Source organism: Streptomyces sp. NPDC048644, from assembly GCF_043199105.1.
Taxonomy (GTDB): Bacteria; Actinomycetota; Actinomycetes; order Streptomycetales; family Streptomycetaceae; genus Streptomyces.
This window is the reverse complement of record NZ_JBICVO010000029.1, coordinates 1-22,920: the sequence shown is the minus strand read 5'-3', so window position 1 is coordinate 22,920 and position 22,920 is coordinate 1. Positions and strand designations below refer to the sequence as shown.

General features: G+C 70.3%; 20 protein-coding genes and 2 pseudogenes. 9 read left to right on the top strand and 13 right to left on the bottom strand.

Annotated features, from left to right (window positions below; translation table 11 throughout):
• Positions 1-86: 86 nt before the first annotated feature.
• From ACGFNI_RS34905 to ACGFNI_RS34890, 4 genes are read right to left on the bottom strand one after another with little or no spacing between them, the layout of a single operon-like run.
• A complete protein-coding gene (locus ACGFNI_RS34905) occupies positions 87-461 on the bottom strand; it encodes a phosphopantetheine-binding protein (RefSeq protein ID WP_393689620.1) in 375 nt (124 codons plus the stop codon).
• On the bottom strand, positions 443-2,854 hold the full coding sequence (locus ACGFNI_RS34900) for an amino acid adenylation domain-containing protein (protein WP_393689619.1): 2,412 nt from the start codon (positions 2,852-2,854) through the stop codon (positions 443-445). Before ACGFNI_RS34900 ends, ACGFNI_RS34905 begins: the two co-directional genes overlap by 19 nt.
• A 14-nt stretch (positions 2,855-2,868) precedes the next feature.
• Positions 2,869-3,693, bottom strand: a complete 825-nt coding sequence (locus ACGFNI_RS34895) for an SDR family oxidoreductase (protein WP_393689617.1) — start codon at positions 3,691-3,693, stop codon at positions 2,869-2,871.
• On the bottom strand, positions 3,684-4,310 hold the full coding sequence (locus tag ACGFNI_RS34890; RefSeq protein WP_393689639.1) for a thioesterase II family protein: 627 nt from the start codon (positions 4,308-4,310) through the stop codon (positions 3,684-3,686). The genes ACGFNI_RS34895 and ACGFNI_RS34890 overlap by 10 nt, the downstream gene beginning before the upstream one ends.
• Here ACGFNI_RS34890 and ACGFNI_RS34885 point away from each other — a divergent pair.
• A complete protein-coding gene (locus ACGFNI_RS34885; protein ID WP_393689638.1) occupies positions 4,259-4,897 on the top strand; it encodes a SagB/ThcOx family dehydrogenase in 639 nt (212 codons plus the stop codon). The genes ACGFNI_RS34890 and ACGFNI_RS34885 overlap by 52 nt on opposite strands.
• A 744-nt stretch (positions 4,898-5,641) precedes the next feature.
• Positions 5,642-6,219 (top strand): annotated as a pseudogene (locus ACGFNI_RS34880) (hypothetical protein).
• Here the strand turns inward: ACGFNI_RS34880 and ACGFNI_RS34875 are convergent.
• From ACGFNI_RS34875 to ACGFNI_RS34855, 5 genes are all read right to left on the bottom strand, one after another.
• The gene (locus tag ACGFNI_RS34875; protein ID WP_393689615.1) at positions 6,209-6,463 is read right to left on the bottom strand and encodes a DUF6333 family protein; all 255 of its coding nucleotides are present in this window, start codon (positions 6,461-6,463) and stop codon (positions 6,209-6,211) included. The pseudogene ACGFNI_RS34880 and the gene ACGFNI_RS34875 sit on opposite strands and share 11 nt — an antisense overlap.
• A gap of 350 nt (positions 6,464-6,813) precedes the next feature.
• On the bottom strand, positions 6,814-7,608 hold the full coding sequence (locus ACGFNI_RS34870) for an SDR family NAD(P)-dependent oxidoreductase (RefSeq protein ID WP_393689613.1): 795 nt from the start codon (positions 7,606-7,608) through the stop codon (positions 6,814-6,816).
• Between the two features lie 96 nt (positions 7,609-7,704).
• Positions 7,705-8,529 (bottom strand): aldo/keto reductase, encoded by an 825-nt coding sequence (locus ACGFNI_RS34865; RefSeq protein ID WP_393689611.1) that lies wholly within the window; start codon positions 8,527-8,529, stop codon positions 7,705-7,707.
• 98 nt (positions 8,530-8,627) lie between these two features.
• Positions 8,628-9,044, bottom strand: a complete 417-nt coding sequence (locus ACGFNI_RS34860; protein WP_393689610.1) for a heme-binding protein — start codon at positions 9,042-9,044, stop codon at positions 8,628-8,630.
• A 70-nt stretch (positions 9,045-9,114) separates the two neighbouring features.
• Positions 9,115-10,338 carry an MFS transporter gene (locus ACGFNI_RS34855; RefSeq protein WP_393689608.1) on the bottom strand — a complete coding sequence of 408 codons (1,224 nt, stop codon included), beginning with the start codon at positions 10,336-10,338 and terminating at the stop codon, positions 9,115-9,117.
• 169 nt (positions 10,339-10,507) lie between these two features.
• On the opposite strand from ACGFNI_RS34855, the gene ACGFNI_RS34850 reads away from it, so the two are divergent.
• The 5 genes from ACGFNI_RS34850 to ACGFNI_RS34830 all read left to right on the top strand — a co-directional run bounded on the left by ACGFNI_RS34850 (position 10,508) and on the right by ACGFNI_RS34830 (position 13,976).
• Positions 10,508-10,975: a MarR family winged helix-turn-helix transcriptional regulator gene (locus ACGFNI_RS34850; RefSeq protein WP_393689606.1), complete on the top strand. Its 468-nt coding sequence runs from the start codon at positions 10,508-10,510 to the stop codon at positions 10,973-10,975.
• Positions 10,976-11,493: 518 nt separating this feature from the next.
• Positions 11,494-12,504 (top strand): aldo/keto reductase, encoded by a 1,011-nt coding sequence (locus tag ACGFNI_RS34845; RefSeq protein WP_393689604.1) that lies wholly within the window; start codon positions 11,494-11,496, stop codon positions 12,502-12,504.
• Positions 12,505-12,542: 38 nt separating this feature from the next.
• Positions 12,543-12,962 carry an SRPBCC family protein gene (locus ACGFNI_RS34840; protein WP_393689603.1) on the top strand — a complete coding sequence of 140 codons (420 nt, stop codon included), beginning with the start codon at positions 12,543-12,545 and terminating at the stop codon, positions 12,960-12,962.
• Positions 12,963-13,057: 95 nt separating this feature from the next.
• Positions 13,058-13,255, top strand: a complete 198-nt coding sequence (locus tag ACGFNI_RS34835) for a hypothetical protein (protein ID WP_393689601.1) — start codon at positions 13,058-13,060, stop codon at positions 13,253-13,255.
• 538 nt (positions 13,256-13,793) lie between these two features.
• A complete protein-coding gene (locus ACGFNI_RS34830) occupies positions 13,794-13,976 on the top strand; it encodes a hypothetical protein (protein ID WP_393689647.1) in 183 nt (60 codons plus the stop codon).
• A gap of 407 nt (positions 13,977-14,383) precedes the next feature.
• Here the strand turns inward: ACGFNI_RS34830 and ACGFNI_RS34825 are convergent, their stop codons facing one another.
• On the bottom strand, positions 14,384-14,860 hold the full coding sequence (locus tag ACGFNI_RS34825) for a hypothetical protein (RefSeq protein WP_393689645.1): 477 nt from the start codon (positions 14,858-14,860) through the stop codon (positions 14,384-14,386).
• 202 nt (positions 14,861-15,062) lie between these two features.
• A pseudogene (locus ACGFNI_RS34820) lies at positions 15,063-15,275 on the bottom strand (DEAD/DEAH box helicase family protein); the annotation flags it as partial.
• Between the two features lie 192 nt (positions 15,276-15,467).
• Between ACGFNI_RS34820 and ACGFNI_RS34815 the strand changes: the two are divergent.
• A complete protein-coding gene (locus ACGFNI_RS34815) occupies positions 15,468-16,454 on the top strand; it encodes a protein NO VEIN domain-containing protein (protein WP_393689599.1) in 987 nt (328 codons plus the stop codon).
• Between the two features lie 247 nt (positions 16,455-16,701).
• Positions 16,702-18,573, top strand: coding sequence for a DNA/RNA helicase domain-containing protein (locus ACGFNI_RS34810; protein WP_393689597.1), 1,872 nt, complete (start codon positions 16,702-16,704; stop codon positions 18,571-18,573).
• Between the two features lie 463 nt (positions 18,574-19,036).
• On the opposite strand, the gene ACGFNI_RS34805 is transcribed toward ACGFNI_RS34810, so the two are convergent.
• Positions 19,037-21,745 (bottom strand): Helicase associated domain protein, encoded by a 2,709-nt coding sequence (locus ACGFNI_RS34805; RefSeq protein WP_393689595.1) that lies wholly within the window; start codon positions 21,743-21,745, stop codon positions 19,037-19,039.
• Between the two features lie 35 nt (positions 21,746-21,780).
• Positions 21,781-22,407 carry a hypothetical protein gene (locus ACGFNI_RS34800; protein ID WP_393689593.1) on the bottom strand — a complete coding sequence of 209 codons (627 nt, stop codon included), beginning with the start codon at positions 22,405-22,407 and terminating at the stop codon, positions 21,781-21,783.
• Between the last annotated feature and the right edge of the window lie 513 nt (positions 22,408-22,920).

The following is a 22,920-nucleotide window of genomic DNA, read 5'->3' as shown; positions in this document are numbered from 1 at the left end:
ACTGCGGCAACCCGGCATGCCGGCCGCTGTCCGGGGAGGCGACCGGTCCGGCGCCCGGCGTCACCGCCCGGCGTCACCGCCCGGCGTCACCGGCCGGCTTCGCCGAGCTGCCGGACGAGCTCGACGAACTGCGCCGCGGTCGAATGACCGTAGAACTGCTTCGGTGACACCTTCGGCAGGTTCCGTTCCCGCATCTCGGCGAGAACCCGGACGACCAGCAGCGAGTTCCCGCCCAGGGTGAAGAAATTGTCCTGCAGGCCCACCGGGGTGTTCAGCAGCTTGCTCCAGATGTCCAGGATGTCATCGGCGATTCCGCCGGAGGCGGGCTCCTGGGCGCCGGGTGCGCCGGCCGGCCCGGTACGCGGATCGGGCAGCCCGGAGACGTCCGGCTTCCCGTTGAGCGTCAGCGGAATCCCGGCGACCTCGGTGAGCGTCGCGGGCATCATGTAGCCGGGGAGCATCGCCTCGGCATGCGCGACACCTGTGCGCGGTCCGCGGCTGCCTCAAGGACGACGTAGGCGTCGATCCGGCTGCCGGCCGGATCATCCGGCCGGTCCCGGTTGACCACGACGACCGCGGCCGTCACCCGGGGCGCACCCAGCAGCACCGTGCGGATCTCATCCAGTTCGATGCGGTGCCCGCGCACCTTGACCTGGTTGTCCAGCCGGCCAAGGTGGTCAAGGCGGCCATCGGGGTGCAGCCGGCCCTTGTCGCCGCTGCGGTAGATCCGTTCACCGGTCACCTCATCGAGGACGAACCGCTGCCCGGTCAGCTCGCGCCGGCCCAGGTAATGGCTGGCCACCCCCGCGCCGCCCACGTAGATCTCCCCCGAGGGACCGGGCGGAAGGACCCGCCCCCGCTCGTCCCGGACGGACACCGACCACCCCGGCAGCGGACGGCCGACCGACCGTGAGCCCGCCACGACCTCCTGCGGCGTGACCGTCTGGGCGGTCACGTGCACGGTGGTCTCGGTGATGCCGAACATGTTGACCACCCGGCAATCGGCGGCCGGGTGCCGGGCGAACCAGGGAGCCAGCATGCGCACGTCGAGCGGTTCGCCGCCGAAGATGACCAGCCGGAGGGCCAGGTCCCCGCGGACACGGTGATCGTTGTCGATGAGCTGCGCGAACGCCGACGGCGTCTGGTTGAGCACCGTGACGCCCCGCTCGGCCAGCAGCGCGTAGAACTCCTCGGTATCGCGGGTGGTCCAGTAGGGCACGACGACGAGGCGACCACCGGTGAGCAGGCAGCCCCAGATCTCCCATACGGAGAAATCGAAGGCGCTGGAATGGAACAGCGTCCAGGTGTCGTCCCGGCCGAGGGCGAAATCCTCGGCGGTGGCCCGCAGCAACGCCAGCACATTGCGATGCGGCACGACCACACCCTTGGGCGTGCCGGTGGAACCGGAGGTGTAGATCACGTAGGCGGGATCGTCACCCCCGCCGGAAGGCCGCGCACCGGACCTCGCCCGGCCTGCTCCGAGCTCCGCCAGCGCGGAAGGGGCCAGCAGCCGCGTCCCGGGAACCAGGGGGAACTCCGGTGCGGACGTGACGATGACGGGCACCCCCGCGTTCTGCGCGGTGAAGCGCAGACGCTGCGCCGGATAGTGCGGATCCATCGGCACGTACGCACAGCCCGCCTTGAGCACACCGAGCAGGGTGACCACCAGATCGGCGTCCCGCTCCAGGCAGACACCGACCCGGCTGCCCGGCGCGACGCCCAGCGCGCACAGGCCCGCCGCCACCGCGTCCGCCCGGTCGTCCAGCTGCCGGTAGGTCAGCTGCTCATCGCCGGCCAGCAGCGCCACGGCTTCCGGCTGCTGTGCGGCCACCTCCTCGAAAGCGCGGTCGATCCGCCCCCGCACGGGCGGAGCGCTGCCCGCGCCGCCCGCCCGCAGGAGCGCCGCCCGTTCGGCGCGCGGCAGCAGTTCCAGCCCGGACAGCGGCCTGTCCGCCGCGCCGTCCGCCAGCTGCCCGGCCAGATGCGCCACGTGCGCGCAGAACCGCTGCGCGACGGAAGCGTCCACGGTGCCCAGGTCGAACCGGCAGACCGCGCGTGACGAGCCCGGATCCAGCTGGACGGTGAGCGGGAAGGGCGGCGTCAGACAGGCCGTATAGCGGCCCTCGTCGAAGGCCGGGCTCAGGATGACCCCGACCGGCGGCGGCTCCTGCGGCGTGAGGGGCGCCTGGCCGAACCGGCGGATGAAGTCCGCGACCGAGCACTGTGCAGGTGCCTCCACCGCGTGAACGCGGAGATGTTCGCCCGTGCCGTCGTCCAGGTCCAGCACCCCCACCTCCGCCCGGCTCCGGCCGCCGTACCGGCTCACGGCCAGGGCGATCGCGGGCAGGAAGAGCCGTTCGGCCTGCCCGCCGAGGACGCTGAGATCGATCTGCGCACTGCCGACGGCCCCGCGCAGCCCCGGATCGCCCAGGCCCCACTCCAGGCCGCCGCGATGCGCGAAGCCCGGCCGGGCGGCGGCGGGCCGGGCGGCGGCGGGCCGGTGTGGCACGCCATCGCCGGGCCCGTCCGGCGCCGGACGGGCGATGCGCCGCAGTGCGGCCGGCGGGATCACCGCGCGGACGGCCACCAGCACCAGGTCCACGGCCCCGTCGGCGTACCGCAGGGCCACGGCTCGCAAGGGCGGGCCGTCCCGGTGGACCGGCCGCAGGGACTCGGCGCGCCTGCGGTCCTCGGCCATCGGCTCGTCCGCGCCGGCCGGCACCGAGGTCTGCCAGACCCGGACCGGACCGGGCACCGCCCCGGACAGCAGGCGCTGCGGATCCGCCGTGCCGGGCAGCCGCAGTACGAGGCTGTGGCATCCGGCGGCAAGATCGTCGGTCGTCGGTGTCGTCACGGGTGGCCTCCAAGTCATCGGGAGGTGAAGCCGCCGTCCACGGTCAGTACGCTGCCGGTGACCTGGCGGGACTCGTCCGCCGCGAGCCACAGCGCCGCGCCGGCGATGTCGGACGGCTCGATCAACGCGTTCATCGGCTGGTCCCGGACGAAGATCCGCTCGTGCTCGGCGACCGGGACCTCCAGCGACCGGGCGATCTCGGCGAGCATCCGGCCCTCCAGCACCGGATCGTCCCGGACCGACCCGGGGCACAGCGCGTTCACCCGTACCCGCATCGGGGCGTAGTCCAGGGCCGCGGCCCTGGTCAGTCCGATCAGCCCGTGCTTGGCCGCGACGTAGCTCGCGAAATGCCGGTATCCGACCGTGCCCGCGGTCGAGGACACGTTGATGATGCTGCCGGACCGGCGCTGGACCATCACCGGGGCGACCGCCTTCATCATCCGCCAGGCACCGGAGAGGTCGATGTCGAGCATGAGCGACCACTCCCGCTCGGTGATGTCATGGGTGATCTTCCCGGAGGGCGAGGCGATTCCGGCGTTGTTGACCAGCACGTCCACCGTGCCGAACCGGTCCAGCGCCTGGTCGACCGCCCGCGCACACTGCCGGGCGTCGCGCACGTCGACGGCGGCGGTCACGGCAGCGGCGCCCGCGCGTTCGCACAGGGCCGCGGTGTGTTCCAGCTGGCCGGATGATCCGAGCGGATACGGCACGTCGGCGAGATCCCGCGTGATGTCCAGCAGCAGCAGGTCGGCTCCCTCGCCGGCGAACCTGAGCGCGCAGGCGCGGCCGAGACCGCGGGCCGCGCCGGTGATGATCACGGTCTTGCCGGTCAGCCGCATGGCGGAGTCCCGGCTATCACGCGCAGCACCCGTTCCGGCTCATCGACCAGATACATGTGGCCGCCGGGAAGTTCCCGGTAGGCGAACGGACCCCGCGTCACCGCGGCCCATTGTTCGGCCTGTTCCCGGGAGACGAGTTCGTCCCCCGCGCCGCGCAGGGCGGTGACCGGCACCGAGAGCGGCTCGGTGCTGCTCGCCCGGTAGTTCTCGTGCATCTCCACGTCGGCGCGGAGCACCGGGAGCAGGACCTCGACCAGTTCGGGATCGTCGAAGGCCGCATGCCGGTAGCCGGCGAACCGCTGCACCCCGGCCAGGAACTCCTTGTCGGCCAGGCCGGTCGCCCGTTCGGCCCGTCCGTTGTGCGGCCCCGGTGATCCGCTGACGAACAGGTGACACAGCCCGGGGTGACCGGTCCGCTCGAGTTCCCTGGCGATCTCGTAGGCGAGCACCGCGCCGAGGCTGTGCCCGAATAACGCGATGGCCGCTCGTTCGCCGGCGTCGGCCAGGATCCTCGGTGCCAGTTCGGCGACGGCGTCGGCGACCTCGGTGAACGGGTCATCCGGGAATCGCTCCTCGCGCCCCGGCAGCTGGACCGGAAGCAGAGCGACTTCCGATATGCCTAGCTTTTCCCATTCCCGGAAGAATCCGGCACCACTGCCCGCGAAAGGCGGCCCTGCTCACCACCGTCTTCGGCCCTACCGAGTTCATCGACGGCTTCGAGTACGGCGCCCTCATCCGGCGCACCAGCCCCTTTGGCGGAGCCCGGCAAGAACTCGACGCCTACCTCGCCACCCCCCACGTCACCGGCATCCCCGCCGGCCTGTTCCACTACAACGCCCGCGAACACAGCCTGGAGCTCCTGCGCGAAGGCTTCACCCACACCGAAGCCGGGGCCCTGTGCGCGCACCAGGAGGACACCGGCCAAGCGGCCTTCATCACCTTCGTGACCGCCGCCTGGAAACGCATACGCGCGAAGAACCGACACCCCCGCACCTACCGGGTCAGCCACCTGAACGCCGGACACCTCGGGCAGACCTCCGCCCTGGCCGCCACCGCCCTGGGCCTGGGCCCCTTCCAGAGCGCCGCCTTCGACGACACCGCCGTCGAAGACCGCCCCGGGCTCGACAGCGCCACCACAGCACCCTCTACGCCCTCGCTGCCGGACACCCCACCCCCGGCACTCCGACCGACACCGCCGACCTGAACGCCTTCCGCCACACGACCCTGCGCCACGGACAACCGGGACGGTCTGACAACTGACCCATCGGACACGCCCCGGTCGCCGACGAGACCCTCCAGGAACTTGCACTGCGACGGCCTGCTGCCCGGCATCACCGGCCGGACAGCGCAGGAGACCCAGACCGGCGCCGCGCTGATCACCGAGCCTGGGCAGTTCGGCCGCGCTGCCGGGCCACGGAAAGCCCTATGGACCACCCCGCGTCGATACCGCCTGCCGGCCACAGCCCACGGGGACTTCGGCGCCCCGCCACCCGGCGGAACAACACGCCATACCGGCCCCCGCCTCGGAAACGGACCTCGCCACACGGCTCGCGCAGCACAAAGACGCCACCGCACGCGAATTCATCCGCCCCGCCGGCCAGCCGACGGCGGTAAGCCGGCAAGCCAGCTCCCGGCCAAGTACCGCGCCGCGGTCGCGTTAGCGTCTCGGTGTGATCGCAATGAGCACTTCTGTGCCGGTAGACATTCGGAAGTACGACGGCAGCCTGAGCACGCAGTGGAGTGCCACCCGGCCTGGCGAAGATGAGCGCGGCGCGCGGTGGGACACGGCGCCGCGTGTCCCCGCCAGTCCGGTCACGGACAGCTCGACAACCCGGTTCGCCCACGTGATGCCGGTCCGGCGCGGTGGCTGGCGGACGGCCACGTTCTGTGCGAACCCAGCCCCCGAACAGGCAAAGGCCCTCCCGGGGACGGTCACGGCGGTGGGAGCGTGACCGCAAGCACCACCGTCGCACGCACCGTCACCGACGTTCTCCAGCCCCGCAACGTGCTGCTCGTCGGGATGCTCGCCATCGGCTTCGCGGCTGCCGGGAACTGGACCGGCATCCTCTGGGGCCTGCTCGGCGCACTGTGCGCCGGGATCGTCCCGGCCGCCTACATCGAATGGGAGCGGAAACGGGGTACTTGGGGCGACCGGCACGTCGTCGACCGGAAGAAGCGCGCGCCGATCTTCTTTGTCATCCTGGGATCCATAGGCACCGGATCGACCGTGATGATCCTGGGCCAGGCCCCCCCCGCGGCATCCTGATGGCGATGCTCGCTCTGTGGGCAATGACGGTCATCCTCCTGGCGGTCAACACCGCCTGGAAGATCAGCGTCGACTCCGCGGTCGCGAGCGCCGTCGTCGCACTGCTCGCCGTCGTCCACTCGCCGTGGTGGCTGATCTCCTACGCCCTCACCGCCGCAGTGTGCTGGTCCCGTGTCGCGCTGAAATACCACACCGTCGCGCAGACCGCGGCGGGTGCGACGCTCGGCGCCGCGACCGCCGCGGCGCTCCTCATCCTGTAGGACGAAGCCCGGCGTACCGGGGGCCGTGACGCGGCGGTCCGGGTCGCCGTTGCCTGGCGAACGCACGTGCCCGCACGCGGTCGTGAGACGACAGCTCGGCGATGCTCCCGGGCAGCGGCGGGTCCACGAGGGTAAGGGGGTATTCGCCGGAGTTCGAACCGCGGACGGCGGTATCGGACGGGCACGTCCAGAAAGAAGTGTCGGTCACGACGGGCACCGTAGCGACGGCGACTGACACCGGCATGAGCCCCGCCCACCGGCCCCGCGTCACCGCGCTTGCCCCTCCTACGCGAGCACCGGACAAGCCAGCCCCCCTGACGGAACATACGGCCGGGCCGCACCCTTCCTGTGGCGACGGCCCGGCCCGGCATGCCGTATAGTTGATCTTGAGCGCGGAGCCGGAACTCCGGTCACCGCGCCCGGCGTTGGTGGTCCAAGGAAAGACACCCCGCTTCCTGCGGGGAGATGCAGGTGCAAGGCCTGCCCAGCGCTCGATGAAGCCCCGTCCTCAGTGTGAGGACGGGGCTTTCGCCGTCTTCACCCGCCGACCGAACAGCGGGTCAGGCGAGCATCGCAAGGCGGGTCCTGCCGGGCTCAGGGCAGGATGGAATCGACGTAGCCGCCGTCGGCGCGCAGGGCGCCGCCGGTGGTGGCGGAGGCGAAGGGCGAGGCGAGGTAGACGACCAGGTGGGCGATCTCCTCGGGCTCGATGAGCCGCTGGATCAGGGACTGCGGACGGTACTTGACCATGAACTCGTGCTGCGCCTCGTCCCAGGGCAGCTCGTCGCCGACGAGCTCGCGGACGAAGCCCTCGACGCCGCCGGTGTGGGTCGGGCCGGCGATGACGGAGTTGACGGTGACACCGGTGCCGGCGGCGTCCTTGGCGAAGCCGCGGCTGACGGCGAGCAGCGAGGTCTTCGTCATGCCGTAGTGGATCATTTCGGCGGGGATGACCACGGCCGAGTCGCTGGCGAGGTTGAGGACGCGCCCCCAGCCACGTTCCTTCATGCCGGGCAGGTAGGCACGGATGAGCCGGACGGCGGACAGGACGTTGACCTCGAAGTAGCGGCGCCACTCGGCGTCGTCGATCTCCAGCGGATCGGCGGAGCCGAAGATGCCGAGGTTGTTGACGAGAATGTCGACGGTGGGCGCGGCCTTCAGGACGGCGGCGGTGCCCTCATCCGTGGCCAGGTCGCCCACGGCGCCGGTGACGCCGTCGCTGCCGGCGGCGGCGCGTACGGTGCGGACGGCCTGCGCGACGCGCTTCTCGTCGCGGCCGTTGACGATGACGCGGGCTCCCGCGCGGGCGAGGCCGGTGGCGATGGCATGGCCGATGCCCTGGGTGGAGCCGGTGACCAGCGCGGTGCGGCCGGACAGATCGATCTGCATGGGGCGTTCCCCTCGTCGAGGCGGTGGAGCTGCTGGATCGGGTGGCCGCCCCGCGGTGCCGGTCCGCGGGGACGGGCACCGCGGGGCGGCGCGGGGTCAGTTGAGGGTGTCGGGGTCCGGGCCGGTGCGCAGGCCCCGGTCGAGCCCGGCGAGGGCGGTCATGTCGGCGTCGGTGAGCGTGAAACCGAAGACGTCGAGGTTCTGCCGGATCCGGCCGGGGGTGACGGACTTGGGGATGACGATGTTGCCGAGCTGGAGGTGCCAGCGCAGCACGGCCTGCGCCGGGGTTACGCCGTGTGCCGCGGCGATTCGCACGATCGCCTCGTCCCCGAGGACCGCGCCCTGGGCGAGCGGGCTCCACGCCTCCGTGGCGATGCCGTGCTCGGCGTGGAAGGCGCGCAGCTCGGCCTGCTGGAGGCCGGGGTGCAGCTCCACCTGGTTGACCGCCGGGGTGATGCCGGTGTGCTCCAGGAGCCGCTGCAGGTGCGGGACCTGGAAGTTCGAGACGCCGATGGCGCGGGCGCGGCCGTCGGCGAGGATCGTCTCCAGCGCCTTGTAGGTCTCCACGTACAGGTCACGGGCCGGGGTGGGCCAGTGGATGAGGTAGAGGTCGACGTGGTCGAGGCCGAGCTTGTCCAGGGAGGCGTCGAACGCGGCCAGGGTCTTGTCGTGGCCCTGGTCCTCGTTCCACAGCTTGGTCGTCACGAACAGCTCGTCGCGGGCGATGCCACAGGCGGCGATGGCCTTGCCGGTGCCGCGCTCGTTGCCGTAGATCGCGGCGGTGTCGATGCTGCGGTAACCGGCCTCAAGGGCGCTGGAGACCGCGGCGGTGGTCTCCTCGTCGGGGACCTGGAAGACGCCGAAGCCCAGCTGCGGCATGGTCACACCGTTGTTGAGCGTCAGGTTCGGTACGGAAGCCATCGGGGGCCTTTCGTTTCGGCGCCGAGGTGGGCGCTGAGGGGAACCGGAGCGGGAGCGGTCCTCGGGTGCGGGCCGCCGCCGCTTCGTGGACGGGTGGGTCAGAGGGCCTGGAGGGCGGTGGAGGCGAAGCCGTGGTCCTGCTCGGGGGCGCCGCCGCCGAGGCCGAGGGCGCCGATGAGCTGACCGTCACGGTGGACCGGCACGCCGCCGGCGATGAACAGCAGGGGCTTGTTCAGCGCGGTGGGCAGGGAGTGGAAGGGGCCGTCCGGCTTGACCAGGCCGGCCAGGTCGGCGGTCGGTGCGTTCAGCTGGAGGGCGGTGTAGGCCTTGGCGGTGCTGGTCTCACCGGAGATGAGGACGGCGCGCTCATCGCGGCGGAAGGCCAGCAGGTGTCCGCCGGCGTCGAGGACGGTGATGCTGACGGGGACGCCCGCCTCGTCGGCGGCTCCGCGGGCCGCGCGGACGAGGGTCTCCGCGTCGGCGGCGGTCAGCGGGGTCACGGTGATGGTGCTCATGGGAATTCCTTCGGGGTGAGGGGAAACGCGGTGTACCGGGGGCACGCAGCCGGCGTGGGCGGTACGGGGGTCAGGAGCGGGTGGCGCCCGCGGTGGCGGGCGCGGCGTCGTGGCCGAAGGCCACGGGGACGGGGGCCGCGGTGGTACGGACGGACCGCAGTTCGAGGCGGCGGGAGAGGACGGCCGGCACCAGCGCGGCGGCGGCCAGGGCGGCCCCGACGGCGTTGGGCGCGGCGTAGCCGAGGCGGGCGGAGATCACCAGGCCGCCGAGCCAGGCGGCCAGGGCGTTGCCCAGGTTGAAGGCCCCGATGTTGGCCGCGGAGGCCAGCGTCGGGGCGCCGTGGGCGTGGTCCAGAACGCGCTTCTGCAGCGGCGGGACGGTGGCGAAGCCGAGCGCGCCGATGAGGAAGACGGCCACGACGGCCGCGGCCTTGACGGAGGCCAGGAAGGTGAACAGCAGCAGGACCAGTGCCAGGCCGCCCAGGGCGGTGTGGAGCAGGGGCATGAGCTTGCGGTCGGCGAACCGGCCGCCGATGAGGTTGCCGGCCACCATGCCAAGACCGAAGACCACCATCAGCCAGGTGACGGAGGATTGAGCGAAGCCGCTGACCTCGGTCATCATCGGCGCGATGTAGGTGACCGCGGCGAACACGCCTCCGAAGCCGAGGACCGTCATGGCCATGGCCAGGATGACCTGGGTGTTCTTGAAGGCGGCGGCCTCGTGCCGCAGCCGCACCCCCTCCGGCTTGGGGAGGTCGGGCACGAGCTCGGCGACACCGGCCAGGCCCAGCACGCCGAGGGCGGCGACGATCAGGAAGGTCACGCGCCAGCCGGCGCTCTGCCCCACCCACGTGCCCAGGGGCACGCCGACGACGTTGGCCACGGTCAGGCCGGTGAACATCATGGAGATGGCACCTGCCTTCTTCTCCGGCGCCACCAGTTCGGCGGCGACGACGGAGCCGATGCCGAAGAACGCGCCGTGGGCCAGCGAGGCGACCACCCGGCCGGTCAGCATGACGGCGAAGACCGGGGCGACGGCGGAGATGACGTTGCCGAGGATGAACAGGCCCATGAGCAGCATGAGCATGTTCTTGCGGGAGATTCGGGTGCCGAGGACGGTCATGACCGGTGCGCCGGCCATGACGCCGAGGGCGTAGCCGGTGACCAGGAAGCCGGCTGTCGGTACGGATACGCCGAGGTCCGTGCCGACCTGGGGCAGCAGCCCCATGATGACGAATTCCGTGGTGCCGATTCCGAAGGCCCCTATGGCCAGGGCCAGGAGTGCGAGCGGCATGACAAGGGTCCTTTGACGTACGGGAAGGAAGATGCGAGAGCGCCTTACGGGCTTCGACAATAATTGCACACGATGACTAACGGCAAGCGCGGGTATAGTGAAGCCGGTGATACGGCGGCGGACCCCTGCCGGCGCCTGTGCTCGTACGACCCGACCGAGGGAGCTGCACATGACCGCCACCGACCCGGCGATGACCGCACTGGCGCACAGCTGGTCGGCACTCTCGTTGCTGCACGGACGCATCGAGACCAGCGTCGAACGCGCACTGCAGGCCGGGCACCGGCTGAGCGCGCGCGAATACTCGCTGCTGGATGTGCTGAGCCGTCAGCACGACGGTGAGGGCGGCCACTTGCAGATGCGGCAGGTCGCCGACTCCGTCGTCCTCAGCCAGAGCGCCACCACGCGCCTGGTGACCCGGCTGGAGGACCGCGGGCTGCTCTCGCGCTACCTGTGCCCCACCGACCGGCGCGGCATCTACACCGACGTCAGTGATGACGGTCTGCGCCTGCTGGAGGAGGCCCGTCCCACGCACAACACCGCTCTGCGGGAGGCCCTGGACGAGGCGGCCACCGAGCCCGTGCTCGCGCCCCTGGTCCGGGCCGTCGAGCAATTGCAGGGCGCCGTCCGGCCGGTATGACCTGTCGTCGTGTGCCGTGAGGCCGAGGCGGCATGGCGTTCCGTGACGGTTGGCCGCGCCACAAGAACCGCCCCTGACCTGGAAATCAGGACAGGGGCGGTTCGTGCGGCGGTGGCGGTGGGACGGGAACCCCGTCAGCACGGCGCTTCCCGCCCCCCGGCCGGCCGGGGGGCGGGCGGGTGGTCGTGGTGTGCGGTCACCCCTGGCGTGTGAGTCCGGGAGGGTGGCGGCGAGGCTGGCGGTGAAGGCCGTACCTCATGAGTCCGACGCGTCCGATCGGCCGCGCCAGGGCGACACCCTCTTGCATTTACCCGCGTCTGCAATTATTCTCTTCACATGTAAGGCGCTTCTGCATCTATCGCGCCCTACGCCCGGCTCCGACGAGATGCCGCCGTGTGTCCACCGCCACGGCTCCGTCGGCGGAGCCGCCAACCGCAGAGGCATCCGTCTGCTCATGCCTCACCCCCGTGCCGGGGATGCCGTCATGCCCCGGCACCGCTGACCGAAAAGGCACTGTCATGTCACTCAAGAAAATCCTTCCCGGCAAGCTCGGCTTCGGCACCGCCCCGCTCGGCAACATGTTCCGCGCGATCCCCGACGAGGAGGCCGCCGCCACCGTCGAGGCCGCCTGGGCCCAGGGCGTCCGCTATTACGACACCGCCCCGTTCTACGGCGCCGGCCTCTCCGAGTCCCGCCTGGGCGAGGTGCTGTCCACCAAGCCCCGCGACGCCTACGTCCTGTCCACCAAGGTCGGCCGCGTCATCCTCGACGAGGTCGAGGAAGGCACCCGCGACCTCGGCGAGAAGGGCGGCATCTTCGAACACGGCAACCCGAACAAGATCGTCCACGAGTGGACCGCCGAGGCCACCGAGCGCTCCATCGAGGACAGCCTCAAGCGCCTGGGCACCGACCGGCTCGATATCGTCTGGGTCCACGACATCGCCCAGGACTTCCACGGCGACCTGTGGCTGCAGAAGTTCGAGGAGGCCCGCACCGGCGCCTTCCGCGTCCTGTCCCGCCTGCGCGACGAGGGCGTCATCACGGCATGGGGCCTGGGCGTCAACAAGACCGAGCCCATCGAGATGACTCTCGCTCTCGACGAGCCCCGGCCCGACGGCTTCCTCCTCGCCGGCCGCTACACCCTCCTCGACCACGAGCACGCCCTTCAGCGCCTGCTGCCCATGGCCCAGGAGCAGAACGTCGACATGGTCGTCGGCGGCCCCTACAGCTCCGGCATCCTCGCCGGCGGCACCCACTTCGAGTACCAGCAGGCCCCGCCCGAGATCATCGAGAAGGTTTCCCGCCTCAAGGACCTGGCCGCGAAGCACGGCGTCTCCATCAAGGCCGCCGCCCTCCAGTTCTCCCTCGCCCACCCGGCCGCCGCCGCCGCCGTCCCCGGCGCCACCCGCCCCAGCCGGATCGCCGAGGATGCCGCCGCCCTCAACGAGAACATCCCGGCCGCATTCTGGACCGACCTGCGCGCCGCCGGCCTGGCCGACCCCGCCGCCCCCCTCCCCAACAACGCCTGACCCCACCCCACACCAGCACCGGAATCAGGAGAACGACCATGGCCTCGACATCCGTCAGCCGCACCGTCCCCGCCTCACCCGACAAGGTATGGAGCCTCATCGGAGGCTTCGACACCCTGCCCGACTGGCTCCCCTACATCCCCGAAAGCACCCCGCTCGAAGGCGGACGCGTCCGCCGGCTGAAGAACCTCGACGGCGACGTCATCATCGAACGCCTCGTGGACTTCAACGAGACCGAACGCCACTACAGCTACGCCATCCTCCAGGCCCCGTTCCCCGTCAACGGCTACCTCTCCACCCTCCGGATCCACACGGTCCCCGGCCGCGACGACATCACCGAGGTCCAGTGGTCCGGCCGCTTCAACCCCGACAACGCCACCGACGACGAGGTCATCGACCTCTTCACCGGGATATACCGCGACGGCCTCGACGCCCTCCACAAGACCCTCTCCACCTGACACCACGATCACCGCGGCACCCCACCCCAGCCCGGATACGCACCCCGCGTACCCGGGCTGCAGTCTGTCCGGGGCCGTTGGAGGACATTTACCAGTTGGTCGGCTACTTGCTGCTCGATTACAGCGACATCTACGGCATCAGTGAGGTCGGCTGGTACTTCGCACGTACGCAGGCACTGATCACCTGGCCCGTTGAGGAATTCTTCATGCTGCTCGGCGCTCATGCCGCCCTGCCTGTTCTCCGGGCTCAGCTCGCTGCCCTCCTATCGGCAGCTGGCAGGGCAGCGACCTGATGCCTCTGCTTGAGGGTGAGGATCTGGGGGAGAGTGCTGGGGCCCGTCCTGGGTGGCTTCGTTCATTCCAAGGGACAGCGCTTCTCGACGGGTTTCGGCGGCAGTTGTTGATCAAACTCGCTTGAGATGTTCACGAGAAATGACGGCGGTGCCGGACCGGGCACGGCCCGAAACCTGTGCTCAGCTGCAGTCGGCGGCCGATGGGGCCTCTCGGGGCATAGGTAGGGTTGGGAGTCTCCCTCGCCAGAGGTAGTGCCCGCCTGTGATCTCAAAGCTGTGGTGTGGGTAGAACCGGATCGCGCGTTCGTTGTAGTCGGCGGCCCCAGGCGGATGCGTGCAGGTCCTGCCCAGGCGAGGAACTCGGTCATCATGTGGCCGCCGAGTCCGTGACTCTGGGCGTGGTTCAGCAAATACATCGGTCCGAGGGTGACCGATTCTGGCAAGAGTCGCCATGCCTCCCAAACTCATCAACATCACCCGACCGTGGTTCGGGGCGCCTCCCAAACCCATCGACAAGTGACGTCACTACTGCTCGGTGATGCCGATTTATCTAGAGGTGGGGGAGTGCGAGGGATATTTGTCCAGCTTTTCACCTGCGACGCTGGTCTTCGTCATCGGTGTCTGCATCGTCATGGCCGGCGCCAGCCTGGCCGGTGCCGTGCTCGCTGGTGGCGCGGTCTTCGGGGCCGGGGCGGTGTTCTTCCATACGATCATGGACTGAGCCCGGTCGGGACGAGGCTCCGGTGTCGTCCGGGGGGACTGCCGAGCGGCGCTCGCCCCCGGGAGGAGGTGTCGTGTCCGGGCTGAACCCTTCCCAGGCCCGGACTCCCCGGTCACCTCGCCGTGCAGTGTCTTCGGGCACGGTCCGGCCCGGCACCGGAAGGTTCAGGCGGGGGTCACCGCTCTCGCCGTGGCTCTTTTCAGGCTGGCTGTCGTCGTTGGTGGGCTGAAGCCCAGGTGTTGCGCGATCATCGTGGTGGTTTCGTGGAGTGCGTTCTCGGTGTCCTGGGGCGGCTGATTTCCTGGTCGTCGTAGGTAAGGACCAGGTGGGTCCGCAGCGAGCCGTCGCGGTAGGGGAGGTCTGCCAGTTGGTCAGGATCTGGGGCAGAGCCAGGTGCCGGTGGCGGTTCAGGCCCAGCAGCGCAAGGTCGCGGATCCCCGGATGTGAAACAAGCCCTCCGTGGTGGACCATTCCTCCTCCAGGTAGCGTCGCGTGATCGGGTTGACCGGGTAGTGCCCGTCCCTGACCGCCACCGGGAACACCTCCTTCGCCGCGACCTTGCCCAGGGGTGAGCCCGCCGGCTGTGGATCGGCGAGGAGGTCCAGAGCGGACTGCGAGAGCTGACGCGCCTTCTTCACCACAACCTTCTCCGTGTCCTTGCGGAACGCGGCGACGTCTCCCTGCTCGCGGGCTGCGACGCCGGCCGTGGCGCTGACAACCTCGGCCAGGACGGTGCTGGAGCCGAAGCCGAGGCCGGCGTCCGCGGACTTGGAGCCGGGAAATGCCCGGGCGAGGTTGTCTCGGTGAAGAAGCTGCTCCCGCCACCCAGCACGTGCGGGGCGAGGCGTTGCAGCTGGTCCTTGACCCGCCGCTCGGCTGTCCAAGGCCTGCCTCATGAGCCTGCGTCAGCACCGGCAACGACGCGTACGTGGCAAACACCGTCGCCCGCCGCTGTGTGCCGACCCACTCCAGCAGCTCCCTCCAATCGGTCGTGCAGCGCACCCCGGCGGCTTCCAGATCCGGGTCCTCGCACAGTGAACAGACAGCCACCACGGGCCCAGGCCGGCCCCCGCTACGCCAGGCAGCCACCGTCTGGACCAGCAGATCCAGCGTCGGCACCAGCACCAGCACCCAGCCTGAGCGCGCGACCCGCCGGGCGGTGTGCGCACCCATCAACGTCTTGCCCGTCCCGCACGCCGAAACGATCGTCGCCCGCAGCCCCGGTCCAACCGTGCCCTCCCCGCCCCCCAGAGCACGGACCGCCGCATCCACCGCCTCGGCCTGATGCGGCCGCAGCACGCAACCCCCTGACACCAGTAACTACCCCTCCACCAGCAACAATCCCAGCCCGTACCCCGAGCCCTTCATGTGACGATTGTCGGCGACGCCTGCGGAGCACACCCTCGGCAGGCGGGGGCTTCGTCGAGCTGGCAGGGAGCAGTAAGGAAAATCTTGTTGACCTGTCGTTAGTGAGTGTCTTAAGGTGCCCTGGTGGTTTCTGAGGCGTTGTTCGTGATGATTCATGTGGGGCAGAAGGTCGGGCACCAGCGGAACCTGGAGCACGGCATGGTGACGCGTTCCTGGGGTTTTCCGAGGAAGCCGGACTGGTACGGCCGGCGGGAGCCGGTCTTCGCGGTGCTGGTGACCGGGGCGGCGCCGCGAGTGCAGCCGGGGGAGTGGAAAGCGAAGTCCGTGCGGATGGTGCTGTGCAAGGTGCAGGTCGGTGTGTACGAGGGCACGGCGCCGCACTGGCCGGACGAGGTCGCCGAGGAGCGGGTCATCTACCCCTACCGGCTGGGCCTGGAGCCGCTGGCCGTGCTCGATGAGGTGCCGCTGGGCCCGGACGGTCCGCTCAGTGCGGAGGCGTCGGATGCGGCGCGCCGGTCGGGAACCCAGCAGGGGGTGGGGTACCTGGTGGGGATGGACCCGCAGCCTCTGTTCGACGCGGCCGGCATCGAGGCTGACTGGGCCGCGGACCATGACGTCGCGCTCGCCGCGACACCCGGGGTCACGCTCGAGCAGCTGGAGGGCCCCAACAGCCCCCGGCGCGGCCGGCGGGGCGCGGGCCGGCAGATGGACCCGGAGAAGCGCAAGGCGGTCGAGCTGTACGCCGAGGAGAAGGCCGTCACCCACTACCAGCGTCCCGAGCGGGGCTGGACGGCGTACAAGGTCGGCAAACCCTACGACCTGCGCCTGGAGCGCGAGGGGCTGGAGCGGCGGGTGGAAGTCAAGGGCACCACCGGCGCTCCCACCAGTGTGGAGCTGACCGTGAATGAGGTCTTCCACGCCCGCGATGCCCGCCACACCGTCGACCTGTTCATCGTCAGCGACATCAAGGTCACCAAGACGGACGGTACATACCACTGCAGCGGCGGCGATGTCCTGCTGCTCGAGGACTGGCAGCCGGCCGAGGAAGACCTGCGCCCCACCCGCTACCAGTACCTCGTCCCCCAACTCCCCGCCACTCCCCAGCCATAACCGCGGCCCGGCTCGCCCAGTCTGGCCCCCTGCACTCAGAGGCCCGGCTAGCGACACACGCGCGGCATACGCGTTGCGGATAGACCTCTCCGGTGCCGAGCGGGGACAGCCCCTGCGGACCGGCCCGGTCCGCGTGCCCAGGCAACGCCGCCCGACCACCACCGGGCCGCGCTCACCCCGCGCGGGGCCGCCCGCGCTGCTTCATGGACCACATTCGACCGAGGAGACGATGATGCCGTTACTGCGCATGCCCGTGCACGAGTTCGTCGACCGCTGCCAACAGGGCACGGTGGCCGATGATCTGGCGGAGCGTCACCGCCTCGCCCGCCTGGGCCGGCTGGAGGACGGGGAGATACGGTCCTGGCGCAACAGCCTGCCCGCCCTGGCCCGCGTGCTGGACGAAGCCGGACTGCAGCATGTCGAGGTACTGATCGAGTACCAGCTGGCGCTGTCCAGCCTGCGGGCCGACGTGGTGCTGGCCGGCTGGCACCCCCACACCTCCCAGCCGTCCTACGTCATCGTCGAACTCAAGCAGTGGACCCACGCCCGGACCCTGCCCGACACCGAGGACCTCTGCCTGCCAGGGGCCGGCAACAACAACCGGGCCTTCCTGCACCCGGTCGCCCAGGTACGGCGCTACTGCCAATACCTGCAGGACTTCACCACCATCCTGGACGCCGAACCCGACGCAGTGGCCGGTGTGGCCTACCTCCACAACGCCGACGACGCCGGCGTGGCCGACCTGCTGACGCTCGAACCCGACAACTACGGGCGGCTGTTCACCGGCAGTACCCGGGACCAGCTGATCGCCTGCCTGCGTTCCCGGCTTTCACCCGCGCACGGCACCGTAGCCGCCGACGAACTCACCCAAAGCCCCCTGGCACCCAGCCGCCCCTTGCTGCGCGCGACCGCGGAAGAGATCCTGCACGCCGACCGGTTCGTCCTGCTCGATGAACAGCAGATCGCCGTCTCCCTCGTCCGCCGCGCGGTGAAGAAGGCCCGCGAAGCGGACAGCAAAGAAGTCCTCGTCGTCACCGGCGGCCCCGGCTCCGGCAAAAGCGTCATCGCCCTGCACCTGATGCGCCACCTCGCCCACGACCGCCACACCGTGGTCCACGCCACCGGATCCAAGTCCTTCACCCGCACCCTCCACCACGCCGTCGGCACCGCCAACCCCCGCGTCCGCAAGCTCTTCGGCTACTTCATGAACTTCGCCGACGCCCCCAAAAACGGCCTGGACGCACTGATCTGCGACGAAGCCCACCGCATCCGCGCCCACTCCGTCCGCCACCGCGGAGTCCGCCAGATCGACGAACTCCTCGACGCCGCCCGCGTCCCCGTCTTCCTCCTGGACGACCACCAAGTCGTACGCCCCGGCGAGATGGGCAGCCGCAAAACGATCGACCAGGCTGCCGCCGCCCGAGGACTGCACCCACGCCACATCGACCTCAACGGCCAGTTCCGCAACGGCGGCAGCCGCGCCTACGAACAGTGGGTCCTGCGCCTGCTTCAGCTCACCGACGAACCCGCCACCGAGTGGGCCGACGAGCGGACCTTCCACGTCCGCGTGGTCGACTCCCCCCAGCAGATGGAAGACCTCCTGCGGGCCAAGGAAGCCCAGCACCTCACCGCCCGCATCACCGCCGGCTTCTGCTGGCGATGGAGCGACCCACGCCGCGGCCGTCTGGTCGACGACATCACGATCGGCTCCTGGCACAAGCCGTGGAACCTGCGCGGCGAGTCCCGCCTCGACAACATCCCCCCGTCCTGGCTGTGGGCCACCGACCCCGACGGCTTCGGCCAGGTCGGCTGCATCTACACCGCCCAGGGCTTCGAATACGACTGGAACGGCGTCATCCTCGGAGACGACCTCGTCTGGCGCCAGGACCGCTGGCTCCCCAACCCCCAAGCCAGCAGGGATCCCGCGCTCAGCAGCACCGACCCCGCCACCTTCCTGAGCCTGGTCCGCAACACCTACAAAGTCCTCCTCACCCGCGGCATGTCCGGAACCCTCTTGTACTCCACCGACCCCGAAACCCAGGCACGACTGCGCCAACTGGTCCCCACACCGAATGCGACAGACCCCGGCACGCCGGCCTCACCGGTCAGCACATCGTGAGCCGCCGGCCGGCCGTGCCTGGAGACAACCACGTCATCTACGCCCCCACGGCTGCCGAGCTCTCCGTTGACGGGCAGCCACGAAAGAGCCGCGGCAGGGGCATGCGGTCCATCCTCCACGCCGCCTTCGCAGTGTCACTCGCGCGCCGAACACAGCCCGCGACCTGATCCACCCGGGCTTCGTCGTACTCGACACGCCGGTCCTCACCTACCGCCGGCCCGAAGACCCGCACGAAGAACGTCCCGAGCTGATGACCACCGACGTCACCGAAAACTTCTACCGCGACCTCCTCGAGAACCCACCGGGCCAGGTCATCGTGATTGAGAACCCCACACCGCATCAGAGGGCGCGCTGCCCTCCACGCATTCAGCGTCGACGGCTCGGTACGCCAGAGATTCTTCCCGCCCCGAGACAGTCAGTAAAGGACCGGCCGCTCAAGGTCGATGGCCGGATGACGGGGGGGTTATGCCCAGTCCACCCCCAGCTTCGTGAGGGCGGCGAGCTGGTCGGCGGTGAGCTTGTCGCGCCGGCTCTTGGTGTTGGAGATCCATACGCCCAGCTTCACGACCACGGGCTCGGTCTCGTCGTCGACCGTGATCGGCTCAGCGTGGCCGCGTGGTACGGGCCGGTGGGTGCCTTCCCGCTTCACCCATTGCGTGAGGGCTGCCAGGCCGCGCTGGAACGCCGCCTCAGCCTTGCTCCCGGCTTTCCTCGCGCCCTTGGCCGTGTCGGCCAGCGCCGGAGGGAGATCCGCCGGGGAGGCGGCCGTCACGGGGAGGGAGGCGCCCCGCACGCCCAGCTTGGTCAGCCGTTCCTGCTGCTCGGTGGACAGCTGCGCCCAGGTGCGTGGCTCCTTTTGCCGCTGGAGCCAGGTGCCGATGTCATCACCGTCGAAGGTGACACCGGGGGCGATGTAGGGGAGCTGTCCGTCGGCGTCGACGAGGTCGGCGAGGTGGTGGTAGTGGCGTTGCCAGTTCAGGGGCCAGGGGCAGTTCCAGTCCGGGTCGATCGCCGCCAGCTGCGCCGCGCGCTCTGTTGCTCGCTCCGGGGCCTTGCCCAGGCCGTTCTTCTGTCCCTTGCGGCGGAGGTTGGCCAGGTGCTGGCCGATGGGCATCATTGCCTCGCCTTCGCGCCAGACGGCGTCCTGGCGGGGTGCGAGGTGTCCGGTTGCCCGCTGGTAGGACCGGAGCGCGGCGAGTTTGTTCTCCCAGGCTTCCTCGCCCGGCTCCCAAAGCATCCCGGCCTCCGGGGCGTCCAGCAGGGTCTTGCGGCGTTCCTCCAGCTCCCCGGCCCGCAGCGCCTTCCGCTGCTGGTGGACCCACCGTCCCAGGGGGTAGTCCTTCGTGACGCCGACGGTGGTTTCGGTGTCGTAGGGCACGGCGTGCAGGCCGGTGATCTTGTTCTCCTTCCGCCAGCGGAGCAGGGCCTGGTATCCCTCCAGCCAGACCAGGGACTCGGGCCGGTAGACCCGGGTGCGCAGGAAGGCCGCGATGGTGGCGGCGTCGCGTGGGCTGGAGAAGTGGAGCAGGGCCGACTCGGCAGCGGCGTCAGTGGCGTCCTGCTCCTGGTCCTCGCCCTCGCCGTCGGCCCCGACGATCTGCCCTTCCTCATCGCGCCGGACGTGCACCTTGCGCTTCCCGCTGCTGAGGGCGCGGGAGGCGAGCTGCTCGACAAGGCGCTCATCGTGGCTGCGCAGGCCCTGGAGGACGGCTACAAGGGGGCGGAAGCTGGCGGAGGCGACCATGTCGGTGGGGTCCTCGCCGGGCTCCAGGAAGACGGGCACGATGATCCTCGCGACCTTCGTGCTGCCGTCTCGGTTCAACCTGAGCGCCCGGCCGATGTTCTGCACGATCTCCACCTGCGAGCCGCGGGTGTCGGCGAAGCACACGGCCTCCACGCCGCGCTCGCCGGTGATGTCCACGCCCTCCCCGAGCACGCGACAGCTCGCGAGGAACGCCCGGTGCACCCGGCGCCCGGCCGCGTCGGTGCCGCCCGCGAACTGCCGCAGGACCTCGCGCCGTTCGGCCACGAGGTGGTCGCCGCACAGCCACGCCGACCAGACCCGGTCCGGCGGGACATGGCGGCTGGCCTCCAGCTCGTAGAACTCCGCGTCGATCGACGACTTCGGCAGCCGGTCCGCGGCCGCCAGGTCGTCGTCCGAGGCGTCGTTGACGTACAACTCCGCCGCTGTCTCCGGCAGCTTCTCCGCGAAGGCCGCGGCCTCCTCCACCTTCTGGTGGAACGTCATGACGGTGCGCAGGTTCCACCTCGCCGCGTGCTCCAGAAGCGCGGTCTGCAGCAGCGCGAGGCGCCGGCCCCGCAATGCCTCCTCCGACAGCCCGAGGACCGGCGAGGGGTCGCGGATCTCCAAGACATCGATCTCGAATCCGGCAAGGATGCCCCGCTCGATCGCCTCCGATAGCCCGAGTTCAGCCCCAGGCAGCCAGGCACCGAACATGCCGTCCGGGTCGTCAGCCATCGACGCGATCTCCAGCTCCTGGCCGTCCGCGCCCTTCTGCGGCCGGGGCGCGGCGAGGATGCGCGGGGTCGCGGTCAGGTACAGCCGGAAGTCGGCGGGGATGCGGGCGTTGTCGTGGATCGCCGCCCACGGCCTCCCAAGATCACCTGCGGTGCCGTGCGCTTCGTCCACGATCGCTAGGTCGAAACCGTCCATCCGCTGTCCGTACAGGCGCTCTCCGCCCGCCAGAGCGGCCTCCAGCGGCCCGCGAACCTTCCGCTGCTCCCCGGGTGCGTCAATGTCCTCGCGGTCCACCAGGGAGGCGTACGTGGCCAACACGACCACCGGCCCGGTGCCGGCCCACAGGGCGAGCTGGATCGGGTTGGTGGTGGTGCGCACCCCCAGCTCGTTTAGCACCGCGTCGTTCTCCAGCGAGCACACCGCGACCATCGGGGCCCGGTGGCCCACCAGGCGCCACGCTTGGGCGGTCTGCGCGAGCAGGTCCAGGGTCGGGACGGTGACGAGGACCCGCCCGCCCGGGAAGCAGTCCAGCGCGCACGCGGCGGCCGTGATCGTCTTCCCCGACCCGGTCGCCGAGACGATCGTGCCCCGGGCCCCCCGAGGGGGCACAGATGACCTTGCAGGGAATCCCACCCACTTACGAAACGCCGACTTCTGAACTACCTGATGTTCCTTGAGCTGAATCACTGACATTTCGCCGCCTCCCCGATTCCCATTCCTGTGGCCTTTCAGAGGGCCACGTCCGGAATGCAGGCCGCGCCCAAGTCGTTCCAGATCAACGCATCCGCCTTGTGCCAGCCGCCGGGCTTTCCGTCCTTGAAGGGCGGCTTGTCGTCCGGGTCGTAGTGCCCGGCATCGAGCGTGCAGACGATGGCGTCCCCCTCGCTGTTCCTCGTCCGCGCGGTGCATAGACCGCCGGCCTCGCCCAGCGCCTCCAGCACCCGGCGCCGCGCCGTGGTGTGCGGGTGCGTGCGCGGCAGCACCAGCTCCCGGACGAACCTTTCCAGCTGCACCAGGTCCGGCCGCTCACGCTGCCTCACGTCCGCGAGATGCACGGCCAGTTCAGCGGCCCCGGCCGACATGCTGCCACGCCGCGTCCACTCTCGGTCCGCGATGCTCACCAGGGCCTCGCTCACGGCCGTCACGCCTTCGTCCCAGCCGTCCGCGAACGCCGGAACCCGAGAGGTCGGCGCCATGCCGTCCAGCTCAACCACTTCGCTCTGCGCCCCGGCGACCGCTCCCGCCTCCAGCGCGGCCACCAGGTCGTCCGCCTCACTCGCGGGCACGCCATGCGCGGACAGGATCGCGAGCAGCCGCAGCCGGGCATTGGTGCCCGCGGTCTGGTACTGGCTCACCCGGTGCACTGAATCGCTGCTCAGCTCGGAGTCTGGTCCGTTGGATTCATGGTGACCGGTCATCTGCGGCCGTTTCTCTCGAAATTTCCGAGGTTTGCGGGTGTCCCATCTTTCTGCCAACGGTACATGCTGCATCAACATGATCCACGCGATACACTAGAACCCACCCCAACGAGCGACCCCCACCCTGATAGCCAGCCAAGGCCCGCGAAGCGGGTCTTCAGGACCTGAAGGCGCAGCCTGAAGGACCGTCAAGCCTCAAGGGAGCGCAGCGGACTTGAGGCAGGAGTGCGAAGCACTCCCCAACTCCCTTACAGCAAGGACCAAAAACCGCACCCAACACTCCATCAACTCACCCAGCCGCGCACCGCGCGGCCCGCCGGACGCGCAGCGGCCGGCCCCACCAGATCCCGAAGCGCAGCGCAGGGATCAGCCCATGCGCAGCATGGGCGGTGAGCGCAGCGAACCGCAGCACTTGCACATCGCGCAGCGATGTGGTACCCGCTCCGCGGG

Coding starts and splice junctions, on each gene's coding strand:
- ACGFNI_RS34845 (WP_393689604.1), top strand. CDS start 11,494: ATGTCACTCAAGAAAATCCTTCCCGGCAAGCTCGGCTTCGGCACCGCC.
- ACGFNI_RS34830 (WP_393689647.1), top strand. CDS start 13,794: ATGCCGATTTATCTAGAGGTGGGGGAGTGCGAGGGATATTTGTCCAGC.
- ACGFNI_RS34810 (WP_393689597.1), top strand. CDS start 16,702: ATGCCCGTGCACGAGTTCGTCGACCGCTGCCAACAGGGCACGGTGGCC.
- ACGFNI_RS34875 (WP_393689615.1), bottom strand. CDS start 6,463: ATGCCGGTGTCAGTCGCCGTCGCTACGGTGCCCGTCGTGACCGACACT.
- ACGFNI_RS34805 (WP_393689595.1), bottom strand. CDS start 21,745: ATGTCAGTGATTCAGCTCAAGGAACATCAGGTAGTTCAGAAGTCGGCG.
- ACGFNI_RS34850 (WP_393689606.1), top strand. CDS start 10,508: ATGACCGCCACCGACCCGGCGATGACCGCACTGGCGCACAGCTGGTCG.
- ACGFNI_RS34905 (WP_393689620.1), bottom strand. CDS start 461: ATGCTCCCCGGCTACATGATGCCCGCGACGCTCACCGAGGTCGCCGGG.
- ACGFNI_RS34840 (WP_393689603.1), top strand. CDS start 12,543: ATGGCCTCGACATCCGTCAGCCGCACCGTCCCCGCCTCACCCGACAAG.
- ACGFNI_RS34870 (WP_393689613.1), bottom strand. CDS start 7,608: ATGCAGATCGATCTGTCCGGCCGCACCGCGCTGGTCACCGGCTCCACC.
- ACGFNI_RS34860 (WP_393689610.1), bottom strand. CDS start 9,044: ATGAGCACCATCACCGTGACCCCGCTGACCGCCGCCGACGCGGAGACC.
- ACGFNI_RS34895 (WP_393689617.1), bottom strand. CDS start 3,693: ATGCGGCTGACCGGCAAGACCGTGATCATCACCGGCGCGGCCCGCGGT.
- ACGFNI_RS34865 (WP_393689611.1), bottom strand. CDS start 8,529: ATGGCTTCCGTACCGAACCTGACGCTCAACAACGGTGTGACCATGCCG.
- ACGFNI_RS34855 (WP_393689608.1), bottom strand. CDS start 10,338: ATGCCGCTCGCACTCCTGGCCCTGGCCATAGGGGCCTTCGGAATCGGC.